The following is an 18,994-nucleotide window of genomic DNA, read 5'->3' as shown; positions in this document are numbered from 1 at the left end:
TTCCCGCTAGTCTAGTGGTGCAAGTAAAAAATCCATTTGGAGGTTTCCTTTCATGTACCGTTCATTTATGAAAACCGTATTAATATCTACATTAACACTTTCCACTGTTCTTTCATTTGGAGTGCCGGATGACGAAAAAGCAGAGGCTGCCGACCCTCAAGAAACTCTCTCAATAGGAGTAAACCATTTACCAGAATCAAGATACACCAAACAATTGACCAAAGGAGTCACTCATACAGAAATCACTAGGGGCTACTATTCAGAGAAACCCTCTTACACAGTGGATGCAGCATTTTATGATTCTAAGGAACAAGCCTCGGCACTTATAAAAGAACTAAGGGAAAAAGGCTATAAGCCAACACTTCATAAAGTGGAGAATAAGCACGTGGGTGAGACTGATGTTGATGACAAAAAAATAGGATATGTAGTTCGATCCGGGGAAATGGAAGAAGAGAAACAAGCGAAGGCTCTTGCAGAGCAACTAAAAGCCGATGGGTATGAAAAAGCAAAGGTCACTTTTTCTGAATATGACGGGACTACGAAAACAACAGGACCATGGGAGATTGATGTGCTTGAAATCGATCCAGGGAAATTTAAAGGTGATTTGACGAATGTCCTCGCAAAGGATAAAATCACCGGCCGTGAAAAGGTTTCTTCCATGGCCGGCCGCACCCAAGCTTTGGCTGGAATGAATGGCGGTTATTTTGTCGTAGGTTCAGGTGACGGAACACCGGGTGATCCGGCAGGCATTTCTGTAGTTAATGGACAACTTGTAAGCGAAGCGATTGGAGAGCGCACAAGCCTTCTTCTTTCGGGGAACGATACAAAGATTGCAGAAACGTCGACTGTTTTACAAGTAAAAACTAAAAACGGTGAAACGGCAGTGATTGACGGGATCAACCGGAAACCCGGATTGATCAGAAGCTGCGGAGGGGTCGGGGACATCGAAACCAATCAGCCAAAGCATGATGTGACCTGTACTGATCAAGAAGAAATTATCGAATATAACGCTTATTTCGGGGATACCACTCCAAAAGGGGACGGCTTCGAGGCGGTACTTAATGCAAATGGAGAGGTTGTTGAGACTTTCTCCGAGCGGGGCCATAGCATCCCAGAGAGCGGAATCGTCCTATCAGCGACCGGGGATCAGGCAGAGTGGCTGAAAGAAAATGTCTCAAAAGGGGACTCATTGAATATCACCAAAAAAATAACCGCTGATGGCAAGCAGATCAATACTCCATCCAGTTTAGATATCATCGGCGGAGGACCTCAACTTGTAGATGAAGGAAAAATCGATATTCAGGCAAAAGAAGAGGGCTTTGCATGGAGCAAGGATTTCTACTATCACTTTGCACAATATCGTCATCCAAGATCCTTGGCAGGCATTAAAGAAAACGGAAATATCCTGCTTGTCACAGTTGAAGGTCGCAATCCTGAAGAAAGCATAGGTGTCAGCTTCTTTGAAAGTGCCCAAATACTTCAGTCACTTGGAGCAGTTAAAGGTTTGAACCTTGATGGCGGGGGATCGTCAGCGATGGTCGTCAATGACAAATTAGTGAATAAGCCTTCAGATCCTACTGGTGAACGTCCCGTATCCGACGGTATTTTCATCTTAAAGTAATCGAAAAGGAGTAGACCAGCATATGACAGTGCCTGTCTAAAAAACGACAAAGAAAAAGGAAGCTTCTCAACACTGAAGCTTCCTTTTTCATGTTTCTTATACTTAGCTCATCGGGACAACGTACCTGTCCCCATGTCCCATCCATTTTTAGTGCATACTGTTCATAACCCAAACAGAACCAGCAACAATGACGATGGCGATGAAGCCCGCCGAGAGCATTTTCCCGACCTGCCATTTTCCTTCGCCTTCATTTACGTGCATGAACATGAACAGCTGGATTGCCGCCTGCAGGAAGGCAAGACCAAAGACAATGGCCACGATGGCTCCGCGGGCAAGGTCAGTGTACAGTCCCCAGTAAACAGCAAGGAACGTCAATCCGACTGACAAGAAAAATCCAATGATTTGAGTCCAGGGTATACGGCTGTGGTTTGATGTGTTATTTGACATATTATCCCACCATCCCTAACAAGTACACGCTTGTAAACACGAAGATCCACACGAAATCAAGGAAGTGCCAGTACAAGCTGGATACAAATAGTTTTTTTGCGGTATCAGGGTTCAATCCCTGTTTCTTCACCTGGAACATCACGAGAATGATCCAAAGGATACCTAATGAAACGTGGAGACCATGCGTACCGGTCAACAGATAGAATGAAGACCAGTATGCATTGGTTCCCATCGTCGCCCCTTCATGAATGAGGTGAAGGAACTCTGCGATCTCCATGTAAAGGAACCCTGCACCGAATAGCAGTGTGATGATCAGCCAGACCATCATCCCTTTGACATTTCTTCTTCTTAATTCATTTATCGATAAACCGGACGTGAAACTACTGATTAACAATAGTAACGTCATGATGATCGTATTCTTCAGATCAAACACTTCACTTGGCAGCGGACCGCCTACCGTTCCGCTTTCAAGGGCAAAGAACGTGGCGAAAATGGTGGCGAACAGCGCCATTTCCGCTCCGATGAAAATCCAGAAACCGAAGATATTCAGTCTGCCGATTTCAGATTGATATTCCAGTGGCGTGTTTGGATCTACATTTGTACTATGTGCCATACTCACGCCTCCCTCTTGAAACGATTTTCAGTCTTTTCTATTTCTTCCACACTTACATAATAGCCTTTATCATATTTGTGTGAAGTAAGTGAGCGATGGGCCATAGTTCCGATGATGCCCACAAGCCCGAGGATCGCCATCCACCATAGCTCGAACACCAAGCCGAATCCTGCTACAAAGAAGAGACCGGACATGATGAACGGTACACCTGCATTGTTCGGCATGTGGATCGGTTTATAATCCGGATCTTCAGGTTTGCCGGATTCTTTCCATTCCTGTTTCATGTAATGGAATGCATCCACACTCTTCACTTCAGGTACATGAGCGAAGTTATAGTGAGGAGGAATCGCTGAGCTTGTTGCCCACTCCAGTGTGCGGCCATCCCAAGCATCGCCTGATACCTCTCTCTTCGCATAACGGTAGCTGTAATATACGTTATACACGATGACCAGGAATCCGACACCCATTCCGAATGCCCCTACAGAAGAAATGACATTCAATGCAGTCCAGCCGTCTTCAGGTCCGTATGTGTACACACGTCTTGGCATACCCGCGAATCCTAATACGAATTGCGGTAAGAAACATACGTTGAATCCGATCGAGAAGAACCAGAAAGCCCATTTCCCGATTCGTTCGTTCATCTTGATGCCGAACATCTTCGGATACCAGTAAACAAGTCCTGCGAAGCAGGCAAATACGACACCTGCGATGAGTGTGTAGTGGAAGTGAGCAACCAGGAAGTAGTTGTTGTGATACTGGAAGTCAGCTGCAGCCATACCGAGCATGACACCAGTCACCCCGCCGATCAGGAATGTCGGGATGAACGCCACCGACCACATCATCGCGGTCGTAAACTCGATCCTTCCCTTATACAAGGTCCCGAGCCAGTTGAATATCTTGATACCGGTCGGGATGGCAATCGCCATCGTCGTAATCGAGAACACACTGTTCACTGCAGCACTTCCGCCCATCGTGAAGAAGTGGTGAACCCACACGACGAAGCTGAGTAGTGAAATGGCAGCAAGTGATATAATCATAGATTTATAGCCAAACAATGTTTTTCTTGCAAAAGTGGCAATGATTTCCGAGAAGATACCGAAAGCAGGCAAAATGACGATATATACTTCCGGATGTCCCCATAACCAGAACAGGTTCGACCAAAGCATCGGATTCCCGCCGTCCGTCAGCGTGAAGAAATGCGTGCCGAACAAACGGTCAAACGTCATCAGTGCAAGCGTAACTGTCAAGATCGGGAATGCAAACACAATGATGAATGCCGTGATCAATGTCGTCCACGTGAACATCGGCATGCGAAGAAGCGTCATGCCCGGCGCACGCATCTTAATGATCGTGACGACAAAGTTGATACCCGTCAGTAACGTACCGATCCCTGAAATCTGCAATCCGAGCAAGTAGTAATTGATACCCGGACCAGGGCTTCCTTCGATCGCAAGCGGCGCGTAGTTCGTCCACCCGGCATCCGGTGAACCACCGAATACGAATGACATATTGAAAAGGATCGCCCCGAACATGAATGACCAGAAACTCAGGTTATTCAAGTAAGGGAACGCAACGTCCCTTGCACCGATTTGCAGAGGTACAACAACGTTCATCAATCCAAGTAGGAATGGCATCGCCATGAACAGGATCATGATCGTACCATGAGTCGTAAAGATTTCATTATAGTGCTGTGATGATAAAAACTCGTTATTCGGCACCGTCAATTGGGCCCTCATCAATAGTGCATCGACCCCTCCGCGGAAGAGCATGACCAATGCAGCGAGAATATACATGATACCTATCTTTTTATGATCAACACTCGTGATCCAGTCGTTCCAGAGCCATTTCCACTTCTTGAAATAGGTCAGGGTTGCGACAACCCCGATTACTGTGAAAACAATCGAAATGTTGGCTCCAAGGATCAACGGATCATTGAGGATTAAATTATCCTTGATAAAATCAAACATTTAGAGTGGTCCTCCTTTCTTAATGCTCGTGTCCTTCTTCTTTTTCTTCATCTTTTGAATGTCCATCATGACCTTCCTGGTCCTGATGGCTTCCGTTGTCATTTCCATGGTCCCCGTGTCCGCTGTGGCTGGATTCGGCGTCCGCATCTGCTCCATGCGATCTTTCAGTTACCCCGTATTTCTCACGGATCGCAAAGGCATATTCGGAATTCTTGCCATGATCGACAATGGACAAGTGAGTGGAAGAGAACGTCATCTTTTCAACATGTCCAGGCAGAATAAGCTGTTCATATTGTTTTTCAGAAAGCTTCGGTTCATTGGCCTGAACATCTTGTACCCATTTCTCATACTTTCCTTCTTCCATCGCAACAAAATCAAACTTCTGGTGCGTCATCCCTTCACCCGTGAAATTTGAGTTACGTCCTGCGTATGTCCCAGGCTCATCCGCCTGTAAGTATAAATCATTCACCATTCCAGGCATCCCATAGATCTGACCGCCGATTTGCGGCACCCAGAATGAAGCCATGGAATCAGCAGCTGTCACCTTGAAGAGGATCGGGTGATCTTCCGGCACATTGACATAGTTCACCGTTTCGATCCCTTCCTCCGGATAACTGAAGATCCATTTCCAGTCGACAGCCGTTGCATGTACCACAATCGGCTCTTTATGAGCTGTCGCCTTGGGAGCCTCTTTCAATTCATACAAAGCCTTCGTATTCGGAATCGACAAGGCAATGACGATCAATACCGGGATCAGCGTCCAGATGATCTCAAGCTTTGTGCTTCCATGCATTTCAGGCCTGTAATCACCTTTCCGGCTGCTTCGATATCTTAATAGAATAAATGTAAAGAATGATAGAACGACGATCATAATGCCAAGCATATAATAAATCGACAGCATGATCAGGTCTTTCTGTACCTGCCCTACTGGCCCTTTCGGATCGAGAATGATCATTTCACTTCCCGAACTGAATATGATGATGAAAAATAAAGAAACCAAACTTATCAAAACGATCAAGTATGGCTTGAATTTATCAAACAAAGGGTTCACCTTCCTTTATCTCGTATTTATCAGTTGTAGCATCATATTACCAAATTCTCTAAAGAAGGTACCCTCATTTAACCGAACTGTAACCTGATTTTCGAAATTTAGACGAAAGTTATTCACAAAACGGTAACAATGTTGGAAAGAATTCCTCAATCCGCAAAAAAATAACTCTCAACATTATTTTTGAATAATGTTGAGAGCGTTTTATGAATTGATAATTCGGAAAAATGAAGATGTCTCACCGGTTCTAAACGTTCACTTTTCAAGCATCCAAATCAAAGATCATAAGTAGGAAGCTCTTTTCAAGGAACAAGCCCCTGCAGCCTCCTTTAACTTTGGAGAATAATAACTGAGTTTTTTTATGAAATAACAGGTTTCTGGAAAATGGTGCTCCAAAAAGCGGAGAGTGGTTTTATTCAGCAGTTTTTTCTTATTATATTTCACAACCATTCCTGAGATATACTGACTCATCTCCAATGTCGTCCGGCCGACTTCATATGCAAATTCCCTCTGCCGGGCAAAACCGGGCTGCTTGAATCTGAGATATCCTTTAAGATGGCGGTTTTGAACGATATATACTTGATATTGGTTTATATACGCCTCTGCCCGCCTGCTCGCACCAATTTCGATCGGGTCCAGCATGTTTTGGAATAATAAAGCGTGACCCAGCTGGTCTTCGAGCCATAAATCCATCAGTTCCCACAGTGAAAGGGGCTCAGGTTCCTGACCTTTCATTAGATACCCTAAAAACCTTAGGTATTCCTGATTTTCTGCAAGTGTGCCGTTTAAATAGGTTGGGGAAAGATTAAGATTTACTTTATTGTCGATCCTCAATGACTGCAGCATTCCTTCAAATTCAAAGTAGCCTTTTGCCACTGGCCACACTCTATTTGAAAACTGAATCATGGTTTCATCCCCATGACCTGCTGTACTTGGAATACGGTTTAACTGCTCGATAAGCTCCCCGAATAGTTGAATGTACCGCTGAGACGCTTCGACATACTCTTCTTCCGCTGCAGACAAGTGGTCCCTTATGAAATAAGCATGATCCTGTAATACCTCAAGCCAGAATAAGTGTTCCTCCCATATCGTGATCATTTGATTAGCCACATCTTTACCTCCCTTTTATAGTTATATATTTAATCAGGAGTCAAAAAAGAAGGACTTCATGTGCAACTTTCATCGAATGAAAGAATCCTTTCCCAGATACATAATTATTTCATAAAAAAGGAAAAATAGAGGTACCACTATGATGTAGAGGATGTCCTTTTATGAAGAATCGAAAACTAATGATCACGTTAATGACCCTGCTTCCCTGGTTGTCCATCCCCCTTCTGGGTAATAAAACGTTTAGAAGATTTTTACCCGGGACCATTTTCATGAGCCTGTATCTCCTCGGAGAAGGCACTTTAGCAACGCGGAGGAAATGGTGGTGGTTCCCTTTTTCAATAAAACCGAACGTATTAGCTGAACTGCCATTGATCATGGGTCCTTTCTTTGTGGGCTCCCTTTGGATATTAAGATACACTTATGGTAAATTCTCGATTTATTTTCTGGTCAATTTGATTGTTGACTCCTTCTTCACTACGATCATGCTGAATTGGTTCAAGAAAATCGGGTATGTCACCTTGATCAGGTTTACGAGGTTCCAGCTATCATTACTCTTTTTAGTGAAATCGATATCCATGTATGGGTTTCAATATGTATATGAAAAGATTTTTTCCACCAGGGGTAAAAAGGAAGGTCAGGCGGAAAATATGTAAGGACAATCCCTTCAAAAAATAAACCTCTCATCGCAGTTTACGATAAGAGGTTATGCCCTTACTATTTCCGTATATTATATTTCCACGCCTTATCTTTATCCATCATCTTCTTGGCAGCATAAATCAGGATGAATTGCACCAAGATGATCGGAAGCCCCATCAGGCCGGAGATCACTTCAAGCGGAGCCAGCCCGCCGATGCGCATAAGCAGCAGAGCAAGAGCTGCGATTACCCCTGCTATCACGATACGGAGCATTTTGGCCGGTTCATGTTCACTCATATCCCTCGTACTTGTATACGCCGCTACGGTATAGGTAGTCGAATCAAGGGTAGTCGTAAGGAATATCAATGCCACTATGATAAAAATTGTAATCATGATGCCTCCGAAAGGCAGGGTATGAAGGATCTCAGGGATAGCCGCCATACGTTCATCCTGCTTGACAAGCTTCAGGATGGACACCTCCCCTGTCAGGTAACGGTGAACCCCCAATCCGCCGAGGACCCCTGTCGCAATCCAGGAAATCATCGTCGGTGCCAAGAGATAGGTTAAGATCATCTCCTTGATCGTGCGCCCCCGCGAGATTTTAGCAGCAAACACGCTGTGCAGCATGGCCCATGTGGCACTATAGGCAAACCAGAATACTGTATTACTCTGGATGTGCGAAGTCTCTCCCTGGTGTACGGAATCCGTATTTAAGGAAAAGGTAAGATAATGACTTAATAAAAAGGAAACGCTGTCTGTGAAATAATTTAAAATAAAGACGCCTGGTCCTGCAACGAGAATCAAAATGGCAAAAACTCCCGCTAAATACATATTGAATGTACTTAATCGTTTGATTCCCTTCTCGATCCCCAAATACGCACTGAGCGAAAATAAGAATACCCAAATAATAGTGACAATGATCGTCATTGTGAAGGTCACTTCTACATTTAATAGGGCAGATAAGTTATGCGTAATGATCGGCGCCCCAAGTCCCAGTGTTACAGCAGCCCCGGTCAGAATACTGATAAGGAAAAGAATATCCAGGAACTTTCCTCCCCATCCATCTGTAAACCTGTCACCAAAAAGAACCCTGCAAGCCTCTGAGATTCTCATGAGAGGACGTTTCTGGACATGAAGGACATACCCCATTGCCGGTGCGATCATCACAAAAATCGCGAACACCTGGAATCCCCAAAGGAACATACTGTAGGAATTACCCCACAATAAAGACTCGGCCGATCCGGGATCGACTCCCGCCGGCGGATCATTGGCGACGGACGTCCACTGCAGCATCCCCGTCCTCATGATCGTCGACCCGATCCCCATCGCAATCAAAATTGACGCATATTCGAATAAAGTAAATCGGGGCTTCTCAGCCGGATCCCCCAAGACGACCTGTCCATATTTTGAAAAAGAAAAATACAATGCCGCTGCCACGAGGATCACTCCATACCAGAGGTAGCCCCAGCTGAATACGTCAACAATATAATCAAAGATGGAGTTCAACAGCTCCAATGACTCTGCCTCATAAAAGGCAAAGGGAATACTGATCCCTATTACAATCAGTAATGAGGGAAGAAAAATTCTATAATCGATCAAACGCTTGTGACTCATGTAAACCTAAATCCTCCTCTTTCCGTGAATCTACGACTATTTCCACATATTCCATTACCCTCTCATAATAGATAAAAACAGGAAAATCGAAGAAAAGTATATCTAAGGTCCTGCCATTTTATTCTTTATTAGATATAGAAATTAACGTGATTGCTGCAAAAGGCCGGGGACATTGAAGGGAATATAACGAAAAGGATTTATAGGAATTAAAAATTGCCTGAATTACATATAGTGTAACGATGAAGAAAGGCGGGATATTCATGAGCGAGGTACAGAATTTATTGGATAACATGGACCGGCGGGCTTTGCTTTTAATCGAGGAATGGAACAAAGCATGCGACCTCAACCAGCTTCCGGTCTGTGACGAGACTACACAATACAGCGACCAGTTGGACGATTTCCTCAACCAGTTAGAACAAATCAAAATGAACCGTAACTTGTTTGATCATCATACGGCGCATCAGCTGGAACAAACCTGCACCAGTTTAACCGAACAATGGAAAACAATATGGGACTTACGGGAAACATATGACGAGAGGAATCACTCCCCTGTTCCCATTGGCAAACATACACTTCCCCCGCTCCCTTATTCCTATGATGCACTCGAACCTTATATTGACAGGAGAATCATGAAACTCCATCACGATAAACATCATCAAAGCTATGTGAATGGGCTCAATAAAGCGGAAAAGGAAATGGAGAAAGCCAGAAGGAACAATGATTTCTCGTTGATCAAGCATTGGGAAAGGGAAGCGGCTTTCAATGGAGCGGGGCATTACTTGCACACCATCTTCTGGAATATAATGGCTCCTAAAGGCGGCGGAAAGCCTAAAGGTCCCCTTTTATCTGAAATCAATCAAGCGTTTGGGAGCTTCGATCAATTCAAGCGTCATTTTTCTGAAGCCGCGAAAAATGTAGAAGCGGTCGGATGGGCGATTCTTGTATGGGCGCCGCGTGCACAGCGTCTTGAAATCCTGCAGGCGGAGAAACATCAAAACCTGAGCCAATGGGACGTCATCCCCCTCCTCGTACTGGATGTCTGGGAGCACGCCTATTACCTGCAATATGAAAATAACAGAGGAAAGTACGTAGACAATTGGTGGAATATCGTCAATTGGAACGAAGTCGAGAAACGATATAACGAAGCCAAAAAAGTAAAATGGAAGGCTTATTGAACAAACTGGGGAACCTTCACCCATAGGAAGGTTCCTTTATTCTTTACCAGCAGGTTTCCCCACTATCAAGCTGATCATGGAAGCCATAAAAGCACTTCCGATAATATCGGATGGATAATGATGCCCCACCCAAATACGAGAGAAACCAGTCAATAATGATAATAGCCACATCAACGAACCGAGGGCACGGTCATAAAGATAAATAGATGTAGATACAGCAAATACAAGCAGGGTATGCTTACTCGGAAATGAAGAATCCATCTTTGAAGGAATGAGTATGCCGACCCGCCGTTTGACAAATGGACGCGGCTTAAAGTAAAACAACTTAATCAAAGTGTGAAGAAACAAACACATCCCTGAAGACATGATGGCATTCCAGCCCACTTTTCTATACTCTTCATTCCGAAACCACATGAAGATCAAAACAACTATATACACATAACGAACCTTTTTTGATAAAAAGATCATCAGCCAATCAATCGGGGCCGAGCCTCCAGAAAGCAGATTGAGTCGCCTGAATAGTCTGTCGTCCATAAATATGCCTCCCATTCATAGATACCTTTAAAATTCCCCAGTTATGCAGGAAGTATGTGAAAATCCTTTGCTAAATCACCGCTGTTGATTAATAACTACAATAAGCTTTAACAGATCCTATTATTTATTATCGATAGAGGAACGTTGATAAAACACCTCAACTAACAAAAAACAAAAAAGCTTGTAGACCCGGTCCGATTCCTGGACTTAGTCTACAAGCTGAAAGCTGCAGAATGGATCTGCAGCTTTGAACATACATTATTCCCGATCAAACAGCACTCGGCCAGCAATCCCCGGGTTGGTCATTTCATGAGGGTTCAGGATCAGATCGAGTTCTTCTTCAGTCAGGACATCATACTCAAGACAAAGCTCCCTGACTGATTTCCCTTTCAAGATCGCTTCCCTCGCGATTCTTGAAACGACTTCATACCCTAAATGCGGGTTGACCGCTGTAATGATGCCCACGCTGTTTTCTACATATTCCTTCATGCGCGTTTCATTTGCTTCGATGCCGCTCAGGCAGTTGTCGGTGAAGCTTCGGAACGCATTGTTCATGATGCTGATGGATTGCAGAAGATTGAATACAAGAACTGGTTCCATCACGTTCAGTTCAAGCTGGCCCGCTTCAGAAGCCAGGGAAATCGTTTGATCATTCCCCATCACCTGGAAGGCTACCTGATTGATGAGCTCAGGCATGACCGGATTGACTTTTCCAGGCATGATGGACGAACCAGGCTGCCTTGCAGGAAGGGAGATCTCCCCCAGGCCGGCGCGCGGTCCCGAAGCCATCAAACGCAAATCATTGGCGATCTTGGACATATTTGTCATGCACACCTTCAATGCAGAAGAAACCTCTGTATAAGCATCGGTATTTTGCGTGGCATCGACCAGGTGCTCGGCTCCCGTCAAAGGCAGTCCGCTGATTTCAGCCAAATGTTTCACGACACTCTTGATATATTCCGGATCGGCATTCAAACCGGTCCCTACCGCCGTCGCCCCCATATTTACTTCATACAGGTGCTCGCGGGTCCGTCCGATTCGCTTGATATCCCGTTCAACCACCCGGCTGTATGCCTCGAATTCCTGGCCAAGCCTGATCGGTACGGCATCCTGGAGATGGGTGCGGCCCATTTTGATGACGTGATCAAACTCCTGGGCTTTCTTTTTGAAAACAGACAGCATATCTTCCATCGTGATCAAGAGCTTATCCAATAACGTAAGAGTCGAAATGTGGATGACCGTCGGGAATACGTCATTGGTCGACTGCGCCATATTCACGTGACTATTCGGACTGACTTTCCCATATTCCCCTTTTTGATGGGAAAGCAGTTCGAGGGCACGGTTGGCAATGACCTCGTTCGCATTCATGTTGATGGACGTCCCGGCGCCTCCCTGAATCGGATCGACGATGAAATAGTCATGAAGCTTTCCTTCAAGGATCTCATCACAAGCCTGCACGATCGCCTGACCGATGCCATCATAAAGGCGTGTCGTTTCCATATTCGCAAGCGCAGCCGCTTTTTTGACCACTGCCAGTGCATGGATCATTTCTTTATGAATTTTATAACCTGTTATCGGGAAGTTTTCCACCGCCCGTAACGTCTGTATCCCATAATATACATGCTCAGGTACTTCCTTTTGCCCGAGGAAATCTTTTTCAATTCTATATCCGCTTGCAGCAGTTATCATGTCTCTACCCCTCTTGTTCGTTTTTCAGTACTACCATTCGAGATTCTATCAATTTATCGGGGAGGAAGCAATGGTTTTTAATGGCGCCGTTAAGAAAAGCGCATTTCCTCGAGAAATACGCATGTGAAAATAATAGCACCAATAGATACCGGCCGGCCAGCAATTGCTTATAACCGATAGACAGCACCCTTAGGAATTTATTTATAGGTCAAAACCTAAGTTTGTTCCACCATCCAAATGGGAATAAAAGATAAAAAGATTCCTAACCAAAAATATGGAGTGAACATGATGTCTAATGAAGAGCAAACCCCCAAAGAACAAGGACTGGATCACACGTTGGCCCTGCTCAGGGAAGGATACCTGTACATACCGAATAGACGGCAAGGCTTTGGTTCAGATGTGTTTGAAACAAGGCTCTTGGGTAAGAAAGCCATTTGCTTGAGCGGCAAGGATGCGGCTGAACTATTTTATGATAACGCAAAGTTCAAACGGAAAGGGGCAGCACCTGAACGGGCTGCTCAAACGCTTTTTGGGAAGAATGGAGTCCAATCCCTGGACGGGGAGCACCACAAGCACCGAAAAGAGTTATTCATGTCAGTCATGACCCGGGAAGAGTTGAAGAGGTTAGCTGGCATCCATGAGGAGGAATGGCATCGTGCAACAGATCAATGGGATGACATGGATGAAGTCATTCTTTATGATGAGGCGAAGGAAATTTTGTGCCGGACGGCCTGCAGGTGGACAGGCGTGCCGGTGTTAGATGAGGATATCCCAGCGCTTACGGAGGACTTGGCGGCCATGTACGAATCGCCCACAGCCGTGGGACCTAAGCATTGGGCAGGAAGAAGAGCGAGAAATCGTCTTGAAAAATGGATGAAGGAGATCATTGGACAGATCAGGCAGAGAAGCATCGATATTCCTGAGACGTCGATTGTATATAAATTTGCATGGCACCGTGATTTGGAGGGTCAACTTTTGGATGAGGACATCGTATCCGTGGAGATGCTGAACCTGCTGCGGCCAATGGTGGCCATTTCCATCTTCATCACCTTTCTCGCCCACGCTCTGCACCAGCATCCGGAAGAAGCACAAAAACTGAAAGAAGAAGAGGGACCATATCAGCCATTCATCCAGGAAGTGAGGCGCTTCTATCCTTTCTTTCCTTTTGTGGGTGCCATCGTGAAAAAGGATTTCACCTGGAATGGGTTCCATTTCGAAAAAGGAACCTTAAGCTTGTTGGACCTATACGGGACCAATCACGATTCACGTATTTGGGACAACCCTGATCAATTCAGACCAAGCCGTTTCGAAAACTGGGAAGGGAGCCCGTTTAACTTTATTCCTCAGGGCGGAGGCGATTATTTTCTTGGGCATCGATGTGCGGGAGAGTTTGTCACTCTTGACATACTAAACGTGAGTCTGCACCATCTCCTGGAATCAATTGAATATGAAGTCCCCCGTCAGGATTTGAGCTACAGCCTGGTCAGCATGCCAAGCCTTCCCCATAGCAGAATGATTCTCAAAAATGTCCGAAAGCGATCAACCCTCCGCTAAAAGCGGGGGGGGGTTTTTTTATATAAGTCTTCGTACCAGGTTTCCGTATACACAATAACCATTGAACTGACACACTCTCCCTTAATGAAATTACTTGCGGCGCGAAGTCCCCAGCCTAATGTTGAATGAATAGTCCATTCAAATCATATTCTTATTAGAAGAAAACGATAAGAAGGGGTGCGATGTCAGTTGAAAAAAGTGAAGGTTGGTTTACGGCCCATCGTAGAGAAGATAAATTTACCCACTGTTTTGAAAACAGCCCTACTCCCGGGTGACTCAAAGGAAAGGCTATTTATCGCAACCCAGGTAGGGGAAATCTTTTACATAGGAAATGGGGAGATAAGGACATTTTTAGATATTCGCCCTCGAATCCTGAAGCTGGGTGTTTCTGGCCGTGGATATGATGAACGGGGATTGCTGGGGCTTGCGTTTCATCCGAATTTTTATTATAACGGCCTGTTTTATCTTCATTATTCAGCAGCTGGAACACAAGGGCCAGGTGCTCTTTCCCAATCTTTTAAACCTGATCCGTGTGATCCTGCAACGTTAAATCTAAAGTGGAATAATAGAGAAAAGCAATACGATCATATTGATACGTTTGAAGAATGGGTTTTACAATCGAATGGGAAACCGGGGAAACGGCGGACATTACTTAATATTAGAAGACCATTTTATAATCATAATGGATTCAATAGTTTACATTTCTCACCTGAAACAGGAAAACTTGTGTTAACAACCGGAGATGGAGGGTCCGGCTATGATCCATTCAACTTAAGCCAGGATGACATGGAAATCGCCGGTAAGGTAATTGAAATGGATGTAAGTAAGAATCCACACATCCCTAACCCACCCATCGTCACCCGTTTTAATGAACTTCCCGCATCCATTCAGGAAACGCTCACCGTAATGGCAAAAGGCGTCCGCAATATACCAGGCATTTCATATCAACGATTTTATAATCAGTATGTGAAATATGCAGGAAATGTCGGACAGGATCTGGTCGAATCGATTTTTTCATTTGTGAATTATAAACCAATACCGGTTACAGAGCTTGTCCAAGCTTCTTCCATGAATGTTGAACAAGACAAAGAAGGATTCATTAACTTTGGCTGGCGGGGCTGGGAAGGTGATTTTCCTTCTTTGATTATAAGAGCCTGCTCAACAAATCAAGAATTGGATGAGAAAACAATTGCCTTTTACAATGAAGCAGTCACACTTTCAGGGAGCCGCCTTCACCCTTTAACCAGTTATTATCATCGTGACATCAGACGCGATAAATTTGGAGGAACGGCACTAACTGGCGTTCAGCCGTATATGGGGAACATAATCCCCGGCTTAACGGGAAGCGTTGTGTTCACCGATCTTGCCCGGAAAGAATCACAACCTCAGGTTAGAGGAGCTTTAGCTTACACTACCCTAAGACCAGATGGTAAACAAAATGAGTTTAGCGTGATCGAAATCGATTATGATTTCGGGCCGCAATCAGCCTATTTTGTCAATTTAGGAACGAACCTGAATCAAACCACATTATATTTAGGGGTTTATGGCTCTACGAAAGTGACTGACCTTAACCAAGGGACCATTTATGAAATCGTTCCATGGATCACTAAATGATCATCCTCTTTATTCTGTTAAAGATGATCAAAGCCATTTTAACCCACAACCAGCTATAAAGGAAAGAAAATAAAAAGATACATCCCATGGTAAGGAATGAAAAGGAAGCAGATACGGCCGGACCTAAAACGGAGAAGTGAAGAATGAATAGCAAGCACACGATCCCTGCCATTAAAAGAATGGCACCTGCAGCAATGATACTTAATCTCCCCTTAAAACAACGAAAAGCTCCCCCTATGCCAAGTCCCAACAATCCTGTTGTAAAAGGGAATATAATGAGTTCAGTAGGCTGCAGGATGAATAACAACATGATTGTCAAAAAGTAGGACATGACTCCAAATGGAATGGACAACATGGAGCATAACAGAATAGGTGCAGTGGCAAGCGGACTGATAAATAATCCTATACCAGGTAAAAAGCCGCCTGCAGCCTGCAGGATGGCAGCGATGCAGGAAAAAATAGACACTAACATCAGCTTTATCGTTTTTTTATGTTTATTGAATATTATTTGATACGAACGAACGTCACTAGAAATAGCTTTAAAAGGATTCACCTTTCCACCCCGTTCTAAATGGTTTACACGTTACCCTACATTCTATTTACCATTTATTAGAGATGGAACCATTATGAGTGATCAACATTTGTTAGTGAAGCACAGCTGGCTGTTATGTAAGTCATTGATCATAATTGATTTGCTTAACCAAAAAAAGCGAGCCATATCGGCCCGCTTCTTATTTGACGATTACTTCCCCGACCATTCCTTCCCGGAAATGGTACCGGCATATCAGTTCATATGTACCGGCCTGTTTCGGGTTAAGTGTAATGGTTTTTTCTTTTCCCGGCTGGACTTCTGTATCCACTCCGAGCTGTTCCACGGTGAAGGTATGCTCTTTCACACCTTTGTTTTTCAATATCAACGTGGTGGCTTTTCCACTTGGAATCGTGATGGCTTTTGGATTAAAGAAATCATCGTTCAACTCGACCTCAATCGATTTTCCCGTCTCCACTGGCTGAGTGACCACATCGGATTCGGCAAATACGCCTTGCGACCCTAAAGTTGTCATAACCATAACCATTGCAAGTACAACGAACAATCCTCTTACCTTTTTGACAGACATGCGCAATCCCTCCTACGCTATTTTTTGCTTATGCAGTAAGATTCCTTGGTTTGCCTTACCTATCCAGGATCAGACTTCCAAAAGGTATTATGTGCTTAAAATGGCTTAATGGCTTTCTCGTTTTTACCAGTTTGCGGCTGTTTTTCTATTCTTCTTTCTGCGGCTTCCTTAGGAATTTCTTTAAGGTGTTTATTGACTTCTTCCACTTGATTTGTATTTCTAATTTCATCCATTTTCAAAACCTCCATTCATTATTTTGCTAAAAATAGTATGCTGCAGCAGCGAAGATTTTATGTCCCCTTATATTACACAATAATTTAATGCATCTGTTCATACTAAAAGGTAAGAAACAGACCATTACTGGGGATGAAGTCATGATAAAGCGTTTAGTATTCATTTTTTCTTTTCTTATTTTTGTTATCGGGTGTACCGGCAGCAGCCAGGTCCCGTCCCTTGATACCAAGAAACCGCTCCCTCTGCAAACCGGCAGCGAGCCCCATCCGAAAGTGATTCTCCTCGTCATTGACTCATTGATGGAAGAACCGCTGAACAAGGCAATTGAGGACGGTAAAGCCCCCGCCCTGGAATTTTTAAAAAAGAACGGCCAATACAGCACTGATCTTGTAAGTTCGTATCCGACCATGTCGGTCACGATTGACAGTTCTTTAATTACAGGCACTTATCCAGATCAGCATAAAATTCCGGGGCTTGTCTGGTTTGATGATAAAGAAAGACGAATCATCACCTATGGAAATGGATTTTTTGAAATATTGAAGCTGGGTGTTTCTGATTTTGCAAAGAATGGTCTTTATGCGTATAACAATCAAGACTTGAGCAGCAATGTAAAAACCATACATGAGGACCTGGACAATGCAGGCTTTAAGACTGCTTCTATAAACGCTTTGATTTACCGTGGAAATCATCCTCATACCTTGAAGGTCCCGGGCTTCATTTCGGCAGTAGCCAAACTGCCTGATGAAATACAAACCATGGGCCCCGAAACGCTGTCATTAGGGGTGTTTTCCAGAGAGAATCAGGAAAACCATCATATCGTCAATCGGATTGGCCTGAATGATTCTTTTGCAGCCGAGGAGTTGACATATCTTCTTAAAACCAACACGCTGCCTTCTTTTACAATCCTGTATTTACCGGAAAACGATTTTACGGTACACAGAAAAGGCCCTTCCGCGATTAAAGGAATAGAAGATGCAGATAAACAGCTTCAAAACGTTCTGAACAGCTTCCCTGATTGGAACGAGGCACTCGATAACCTAGTGTGGGTCATTATGGGCGACAGCAACCAATCCTTAGTGAAATCAAATAAAAAAGAAGCTCTTATAGACCTTAGAAAAGAACTCTCTGAATACAACATATTGAAGCTTGGCGAAGCGGTCCGGGCTAAAGACGAAATTGTAATCACCGCAAATGAACGGATGGCGTATGTTTATATGCTTAAAGAGGACATTCAGCAGCGGGGAATGGCGGAAAAATTACAAAAAGAATCCCGTATTGCCTGGATAGCATGGAAGGACAACGAAGGTATTAAAATGATTTCGCCTGATCATCAAGGTGAACTGTCATTTAAGCCAGGCGGCCCCTATAGAGATCAATATCATCAGACATGGTCGGTAAAAGGAAACATTGATATCCTCGATATGAAAGTGAATGAGAATACAATCAGCTTTGGGGATTATCCCGATGCTTTAGCAAGGCTGTATGGAGCAGCAGAATCACAAAACGGCCGCTTTCTTATCACCGATGCCAAACCAGGATATGAATTCATTGGAGAAAGTTCACCGGAGCATTCCGGCGGAGGTGCCCATGGCTCGATGCACAAGGCAGATTCAAAGGTTCCACTCATCGTGTCAGGAACAGATAAAAACATTGAAAACTTAAGAATTGTTGATTTAAAAGGTTGGATTATGGAGATTATCCAAAGATAAGAGGCTGGGACAACAAAACTAAAAAACCACCACATAAAGACGAACAAATAAAGTATAGGTTCTTAATACCGCTAATGATTTCCGTGCAAGACTTCGATTTCCGCGGGTAGCCCGTGAGCCTCCTCGGCAAGCCAGTGGGGTCTCACCTGTCCAGCTGCAGGGCTTAGAGGCACAGATCATAAGCCAAACCGGCCAAGAAGGCAAAGAACGCCTTCTTGGCCAATTCGTCTTATGCCCCCCGCCTCTGAGCGAAGCCCTTCCGCTTTTCTAATAAGCTACTCTTCCCGCAGGAGTCTTCGTCTTGCACTCCA

Annotated in this window: 17 protein-coding genes; 6 read left to right on the top strand and 11 right to left on the bottom strand. The window is 44.3% G+C overall.

What is annotated here, in order from left to right; genetic code table 11:
- The first annotated feature begins 52 nt into the window (after positions 1-52).
- On the top strand, positions 53-1,621 hold the full coding sequence (locus HWX64_RS15130; protein WP_175990363.1) for a phosphodiester glycosidase family protein: 1,569 nt from the start codon (positions 53-55) through the stop codon (positions 1,619-1,621).
- A 147-nt stretch (positions 1,622-1,768) separates the two neighbouring features.
- Here HWX64_RS15130 and qoxD read toward each other — a convergent pair whose 3' ends face one another.
- The 5 genes from qoxD to HWX64_RS15105 form a co-directional block, all read right to left on the bottom strand.
- Complete coding sequence (gene qoxD / locus HWX64_RS15125) at positions 1,769-2,068, bottom strand: cytochrome aa3 quinol oxidase subunit IV (RefSeq protein WP_175990362.1); 300 nt, start codon at positions 2,066-2,068, stop codon at positions 1,769-1,771.
- A 1-nt stretch (position 2,069) separates the two neighbouring features.
- Complete coding sequence (qoxC, locus tag HWX64_RS15120; protein WP_175990361.1) at positions 2,070-2,681, bottom strand: cytochrome aa3 quinol oxidase subunit III; 612 nt, start codon at positions 2,679-2,681, stop codon at positions 2,070-2,072.
- Between the two features lie 2 nt (positions 2,682-2,683).
- The gene (gene qoxB, locus HWX64_RS15115) at positions 2,684-4,648 is read right to left on the bottom strand and encodes a cytochrome aa3 quinol oxidase subunit I (protein ID WP_175990360.1); all 1,965 of its coding nucleotides are present in this window, start codon (positions 4,646-4,648) and stop codon (positions 2,684-2,686) included.
- A 19-nt stretch (positions 4,649-4,667) separates the two neighbouring features.
- Positions 4,668-5,690 (bottom strand): cytochrome aa3 quinol oxidase subunit II, encoded by a 1,023-nt coding sequence (qoxA, locus tag HWX64_RS15110; RefSeq protein ID WP_175990359.1) that lies wholly within the window; start codon positions 5,688-5,690, stop codon positions 4,668-4,670.
- 288 nt (positions 5,691-5,978) lie between these two features.
- On the bottom strand, positions 5,979-6,806 hold the full coding sequence (locus HWX64_RS15105; RefSeq protein WP_254871164.1) for a DUF2935 domain-containing protein: 828 nt from the start codon (positions 6,804-6,806) through the stop codon (positions 5,979-5,981).
- 161 nt (positions 6,807-6,967) lie between these two features.
- Here HWX64_RS15105 and HWX64_RS15100 point away from each other — a divergent pair, with 161 nt between their 5' ends.
- Positions 6,968-7,459: a hypothetical protein gene (locus HWX64_RS15100; protein ID WP_175990358.1), complete on the top strand. Its 492-nt coding sequence runs from the start codon at positions 6,968-6,970 to the stop codon at positions 7,457-7,459.
- Positions 7,460-7,520: 61 nt separating this feature from the next.
- On the opposite strand, the gene HWX64_RS15095 is transcribed toward HWX64_RS15100, so the two are convergent.
- Complete coding sequence (locus tag HWX64_RS15095) at positions 7,521-9,056, bottom strand: BCCT family transporter (protein WP_175990357.1); 1,536 nt, start codon at positions 9,054-9,056, stop codon at positions 7,521-7,523.
- 260 nt (positions 9,057-9,316) lie between these two features.
- On the opposite strand from HWX64_RS15095, the gene HWX64_RS15090 reads away from it, so the two are divergent.
- Positions 9,317-10,231, top strand: coding sequence for a superoxide dismutase (locus HWX64_RS15090; protein WP_254871163.1), 915 nt, complete (start codon positions 9,317-9,319; stop codon positions 10,229-10,231).
- A gap of 36 nt (positions 10,232-10,267) precedes the next feature.
- Here the strand turns inward: HWX64_RS15090 and HWX64_RS15085 are convergent, their stop codons facing one another.
- Positions 10,268-10,765 (bottom strand): undecaprenyl-diphosphatase, encoded by a 498-nt coding sequence (locus HWX64_RS15085; RefSeq protein ID WP_175990356.1) that lies wholly within the window; start codon positions 10,763-10,765, stop codon positions 10,268-10,270.
- Positions 10,766-11,023: 258 nt separating this feature from the next.
- Entirely contained in the window at positions 11,024-12,454 is a 1,431-nt protein-coding gene (aspA, locus tag HWX64_RS15080) for an aspartate ammonia-lyase (protein WP_175990355.1), read from the bottom strand.
- 288 nt (positions 12,455-12,742) lie between these two features.
- Between aspA and HWX64_RS15075 the strand changes: the two genes are divergently transcribed.
- Both HWX64_RS15075 and HWX64_RS15070 read left to right on the top strand, forming a co-directional pair.
- The gene (locus HWX64_RS15075; RefSeq protein WP_175990748.1) at positions 12,743-14,008 is read left to right on the top strand and encodes a cytochrome P450; all 1,266 of its coding nucleotides are present in this window, start codon (positions 12,743-12,745) and stop codon (positions 14,006-14,008) included.
- Positions 14,009-14,197: 189 nt separating this feature from the next.
- Positions 14,198-15,622, top strand: coding sequence for a sorbosone dehydrogenase family protein (locus HWX64_RS15070; RefSeq protein ID WP_175990354.1), 1,425 nt, complete (start codon positions 14,198-14,200; stop codon positions 15,620-15,622).
- Here HWX64_RS15070 and HWX64_RS15065 read toward each other — a convergent pair.
- The 3 genes from HWX64_RS15065 to HWX64_RS15055 all read right to left on the bottom strand — a co-directional run bounded on the left by HWX64_RS15065 (position 15,615) and on the right by HWX64_RS15055 (position 16,973).
- On the bottom strand, positions 15,615-16,175 hold the full coding sequence (locus HWX64_RS15065) for a hypothetical protein (RefSeq protein WP_175990353.1): 561 nt from the start codon (positions 16,173-16,175) through the stop codon (positions 15,615-15,617). The two genes, HWX64_RS15070 and HWX64_RS15065, sit on opposite strands and share 8 nt — an antisense overlap.
- A gap of 178 nt (positions 16,176-16,353) precedes the next feature.
- Positions 16,354-16,740 carry a cupredoxin domain-containing protein gene (locus HWX64_RS15060; RefSeq protein WP_175990352.1) on the bottom strand — a complete coding sequence of 129 codons (387 nt, stop codon included), beginning with the start codon at positions 16,738-16,740 and terminating at the stop codon, positions 16,354-16,356.
- Between the two features lie 95 nt (positions 16,741-16,835).
- Entirely contained in the window at positions 16,836-16,973 is a 138-nt protein-coding gene (locus HWX64_RS15055; RefSeq protein ID WP_175990351.1) for a hypothetical protein, read from the bottom strand.
- Positions 16,974-17,114: 141 nt separating this feature from the next.
- On the opposite strand from HWX64_RS15055, the gene HWX64_RS15050 reads away from it, so the two are divergent.
- The gene (locus HWX64_RS15050; protein WP_175990350.1) at positions 17,115-18,683 is read left to right on the top strand and encodes an alkaline phosphatase family protein; all 1,569 of its coding nucleotides are present in this window, start codon (positions 17,115-17,117) and stop codon (positions 18,681-18,683) included.
- The last annotated feature ends 311 nt before the right edge of the window (positions 18,684-18,994 follow it).

The organism is Bacillus sp. Marseille-Q1617, assembly GCF_903645295.1.
Lineage (GTDB): Bacteria > Bacillota > Bacilli > Bacillales > Bacillaceae_B > Rossellomorea.
Note: the sequence above shows the minus strand (reverse complement) of the source record. Positions and strands in the feature narration are given on the sequence as shown.

What these genes read in the sequence shown, in the direction of transcription:
- HWX64_RS15085 (WP_175990356.1), bottom strand. Translation starts at nt 10,765, where the DNA reads ATGGACGACAGACTATTCAGGCGACTCAATCTGCTTTCTGGAGGCTCG.
- HWX64_RS15090 (WP_254871163.1), top strand. Translation starts at nt 9,317, where the DNA reads ATGAGCGAGGTACAGAATTTATTGGATAACATGGACCGGCGGGCTTTG.
- qoxD (WP_175990362.1), bottom strand. Translation starts at nt 2,068, where the DNA reads ATGTCAAATAACACATCAAACCACAGCCGTATACCCTGGACTCAAATC.
- HWX64_RS15130 (WP_175990363.1), top strand. Translation starts at nt 53, where the DNA reads ATGTACCGTTCATTTATGAAAACCGTATTAATATCTACATTAACACTT.
- qoxB (WP_175990360.1), bottom strand. Translation starts at nt 4,648, where the DNA reads ATGTTTGATTTTATCAAGGATAATTTAATCCTCAATGATCCGTTGATC.
- HWX64_RS15050 (WP_175990350.1), top strand. Translation starts at nt 17,115, where the DNA reads ATGATAAAGCGTTTAGTATTCATTTTTTCTTTTCTTATTTTTGTTATC.
- qoxC (WP_175990361.1), bottom strand. Translation starts at nt 2,681, where the DNA reads ATGGCACATAGTACAAATGTAGATCCAAACACGCCACTGGAATATCAA.
- HWX64_RS15095 (WP_175990357.1), bottom strand. Translation starts at nt 9,056, where the DNA reads ATGAGTCACAAGCGTTTGATCGATTATAGAATTTTTCTTCCCTCATTA.
- HWX64_RS15060 (WP_175990352.1), bottom strand. Translation starts at nt 16,740, where the DNA reads ATGTCTGTCAAAAAGGTAAGAGGATTGTTCGTTGTACTTGCAATGGTT.
- HWX64_RS15075 (WP_175990748.1), top strand. Translation starts at nt 12,743, where the DNA reads ATGTCTAATGAAGAGCAAACCCCCAAAGAACAAGGACTGGATCACACG.
- HWX64_RS15055 (WP_175990351.1), bottom strand. Translation starts at nt 16,973, where the DNA reads ATGGATGAAATTAGAAATACAAATCAAGTGGAAGAAGTCAATAAACAC.
- HWX64_RS15100 (WP_175990358.1), top strand. Translation starts at nt 6,968, where the DNA reads ATGAAGAATCGAAAACTAATGATCACGTTAATGACCCTGCTTCCCTGG.
- aspA (WP_175990355.1), bottom strand. Translation starts at nt 12,454, where the DNA reads ATGATAACTGCTGCAAGCGGATATAGAATTGAAAAAGATTTCCTCGGG.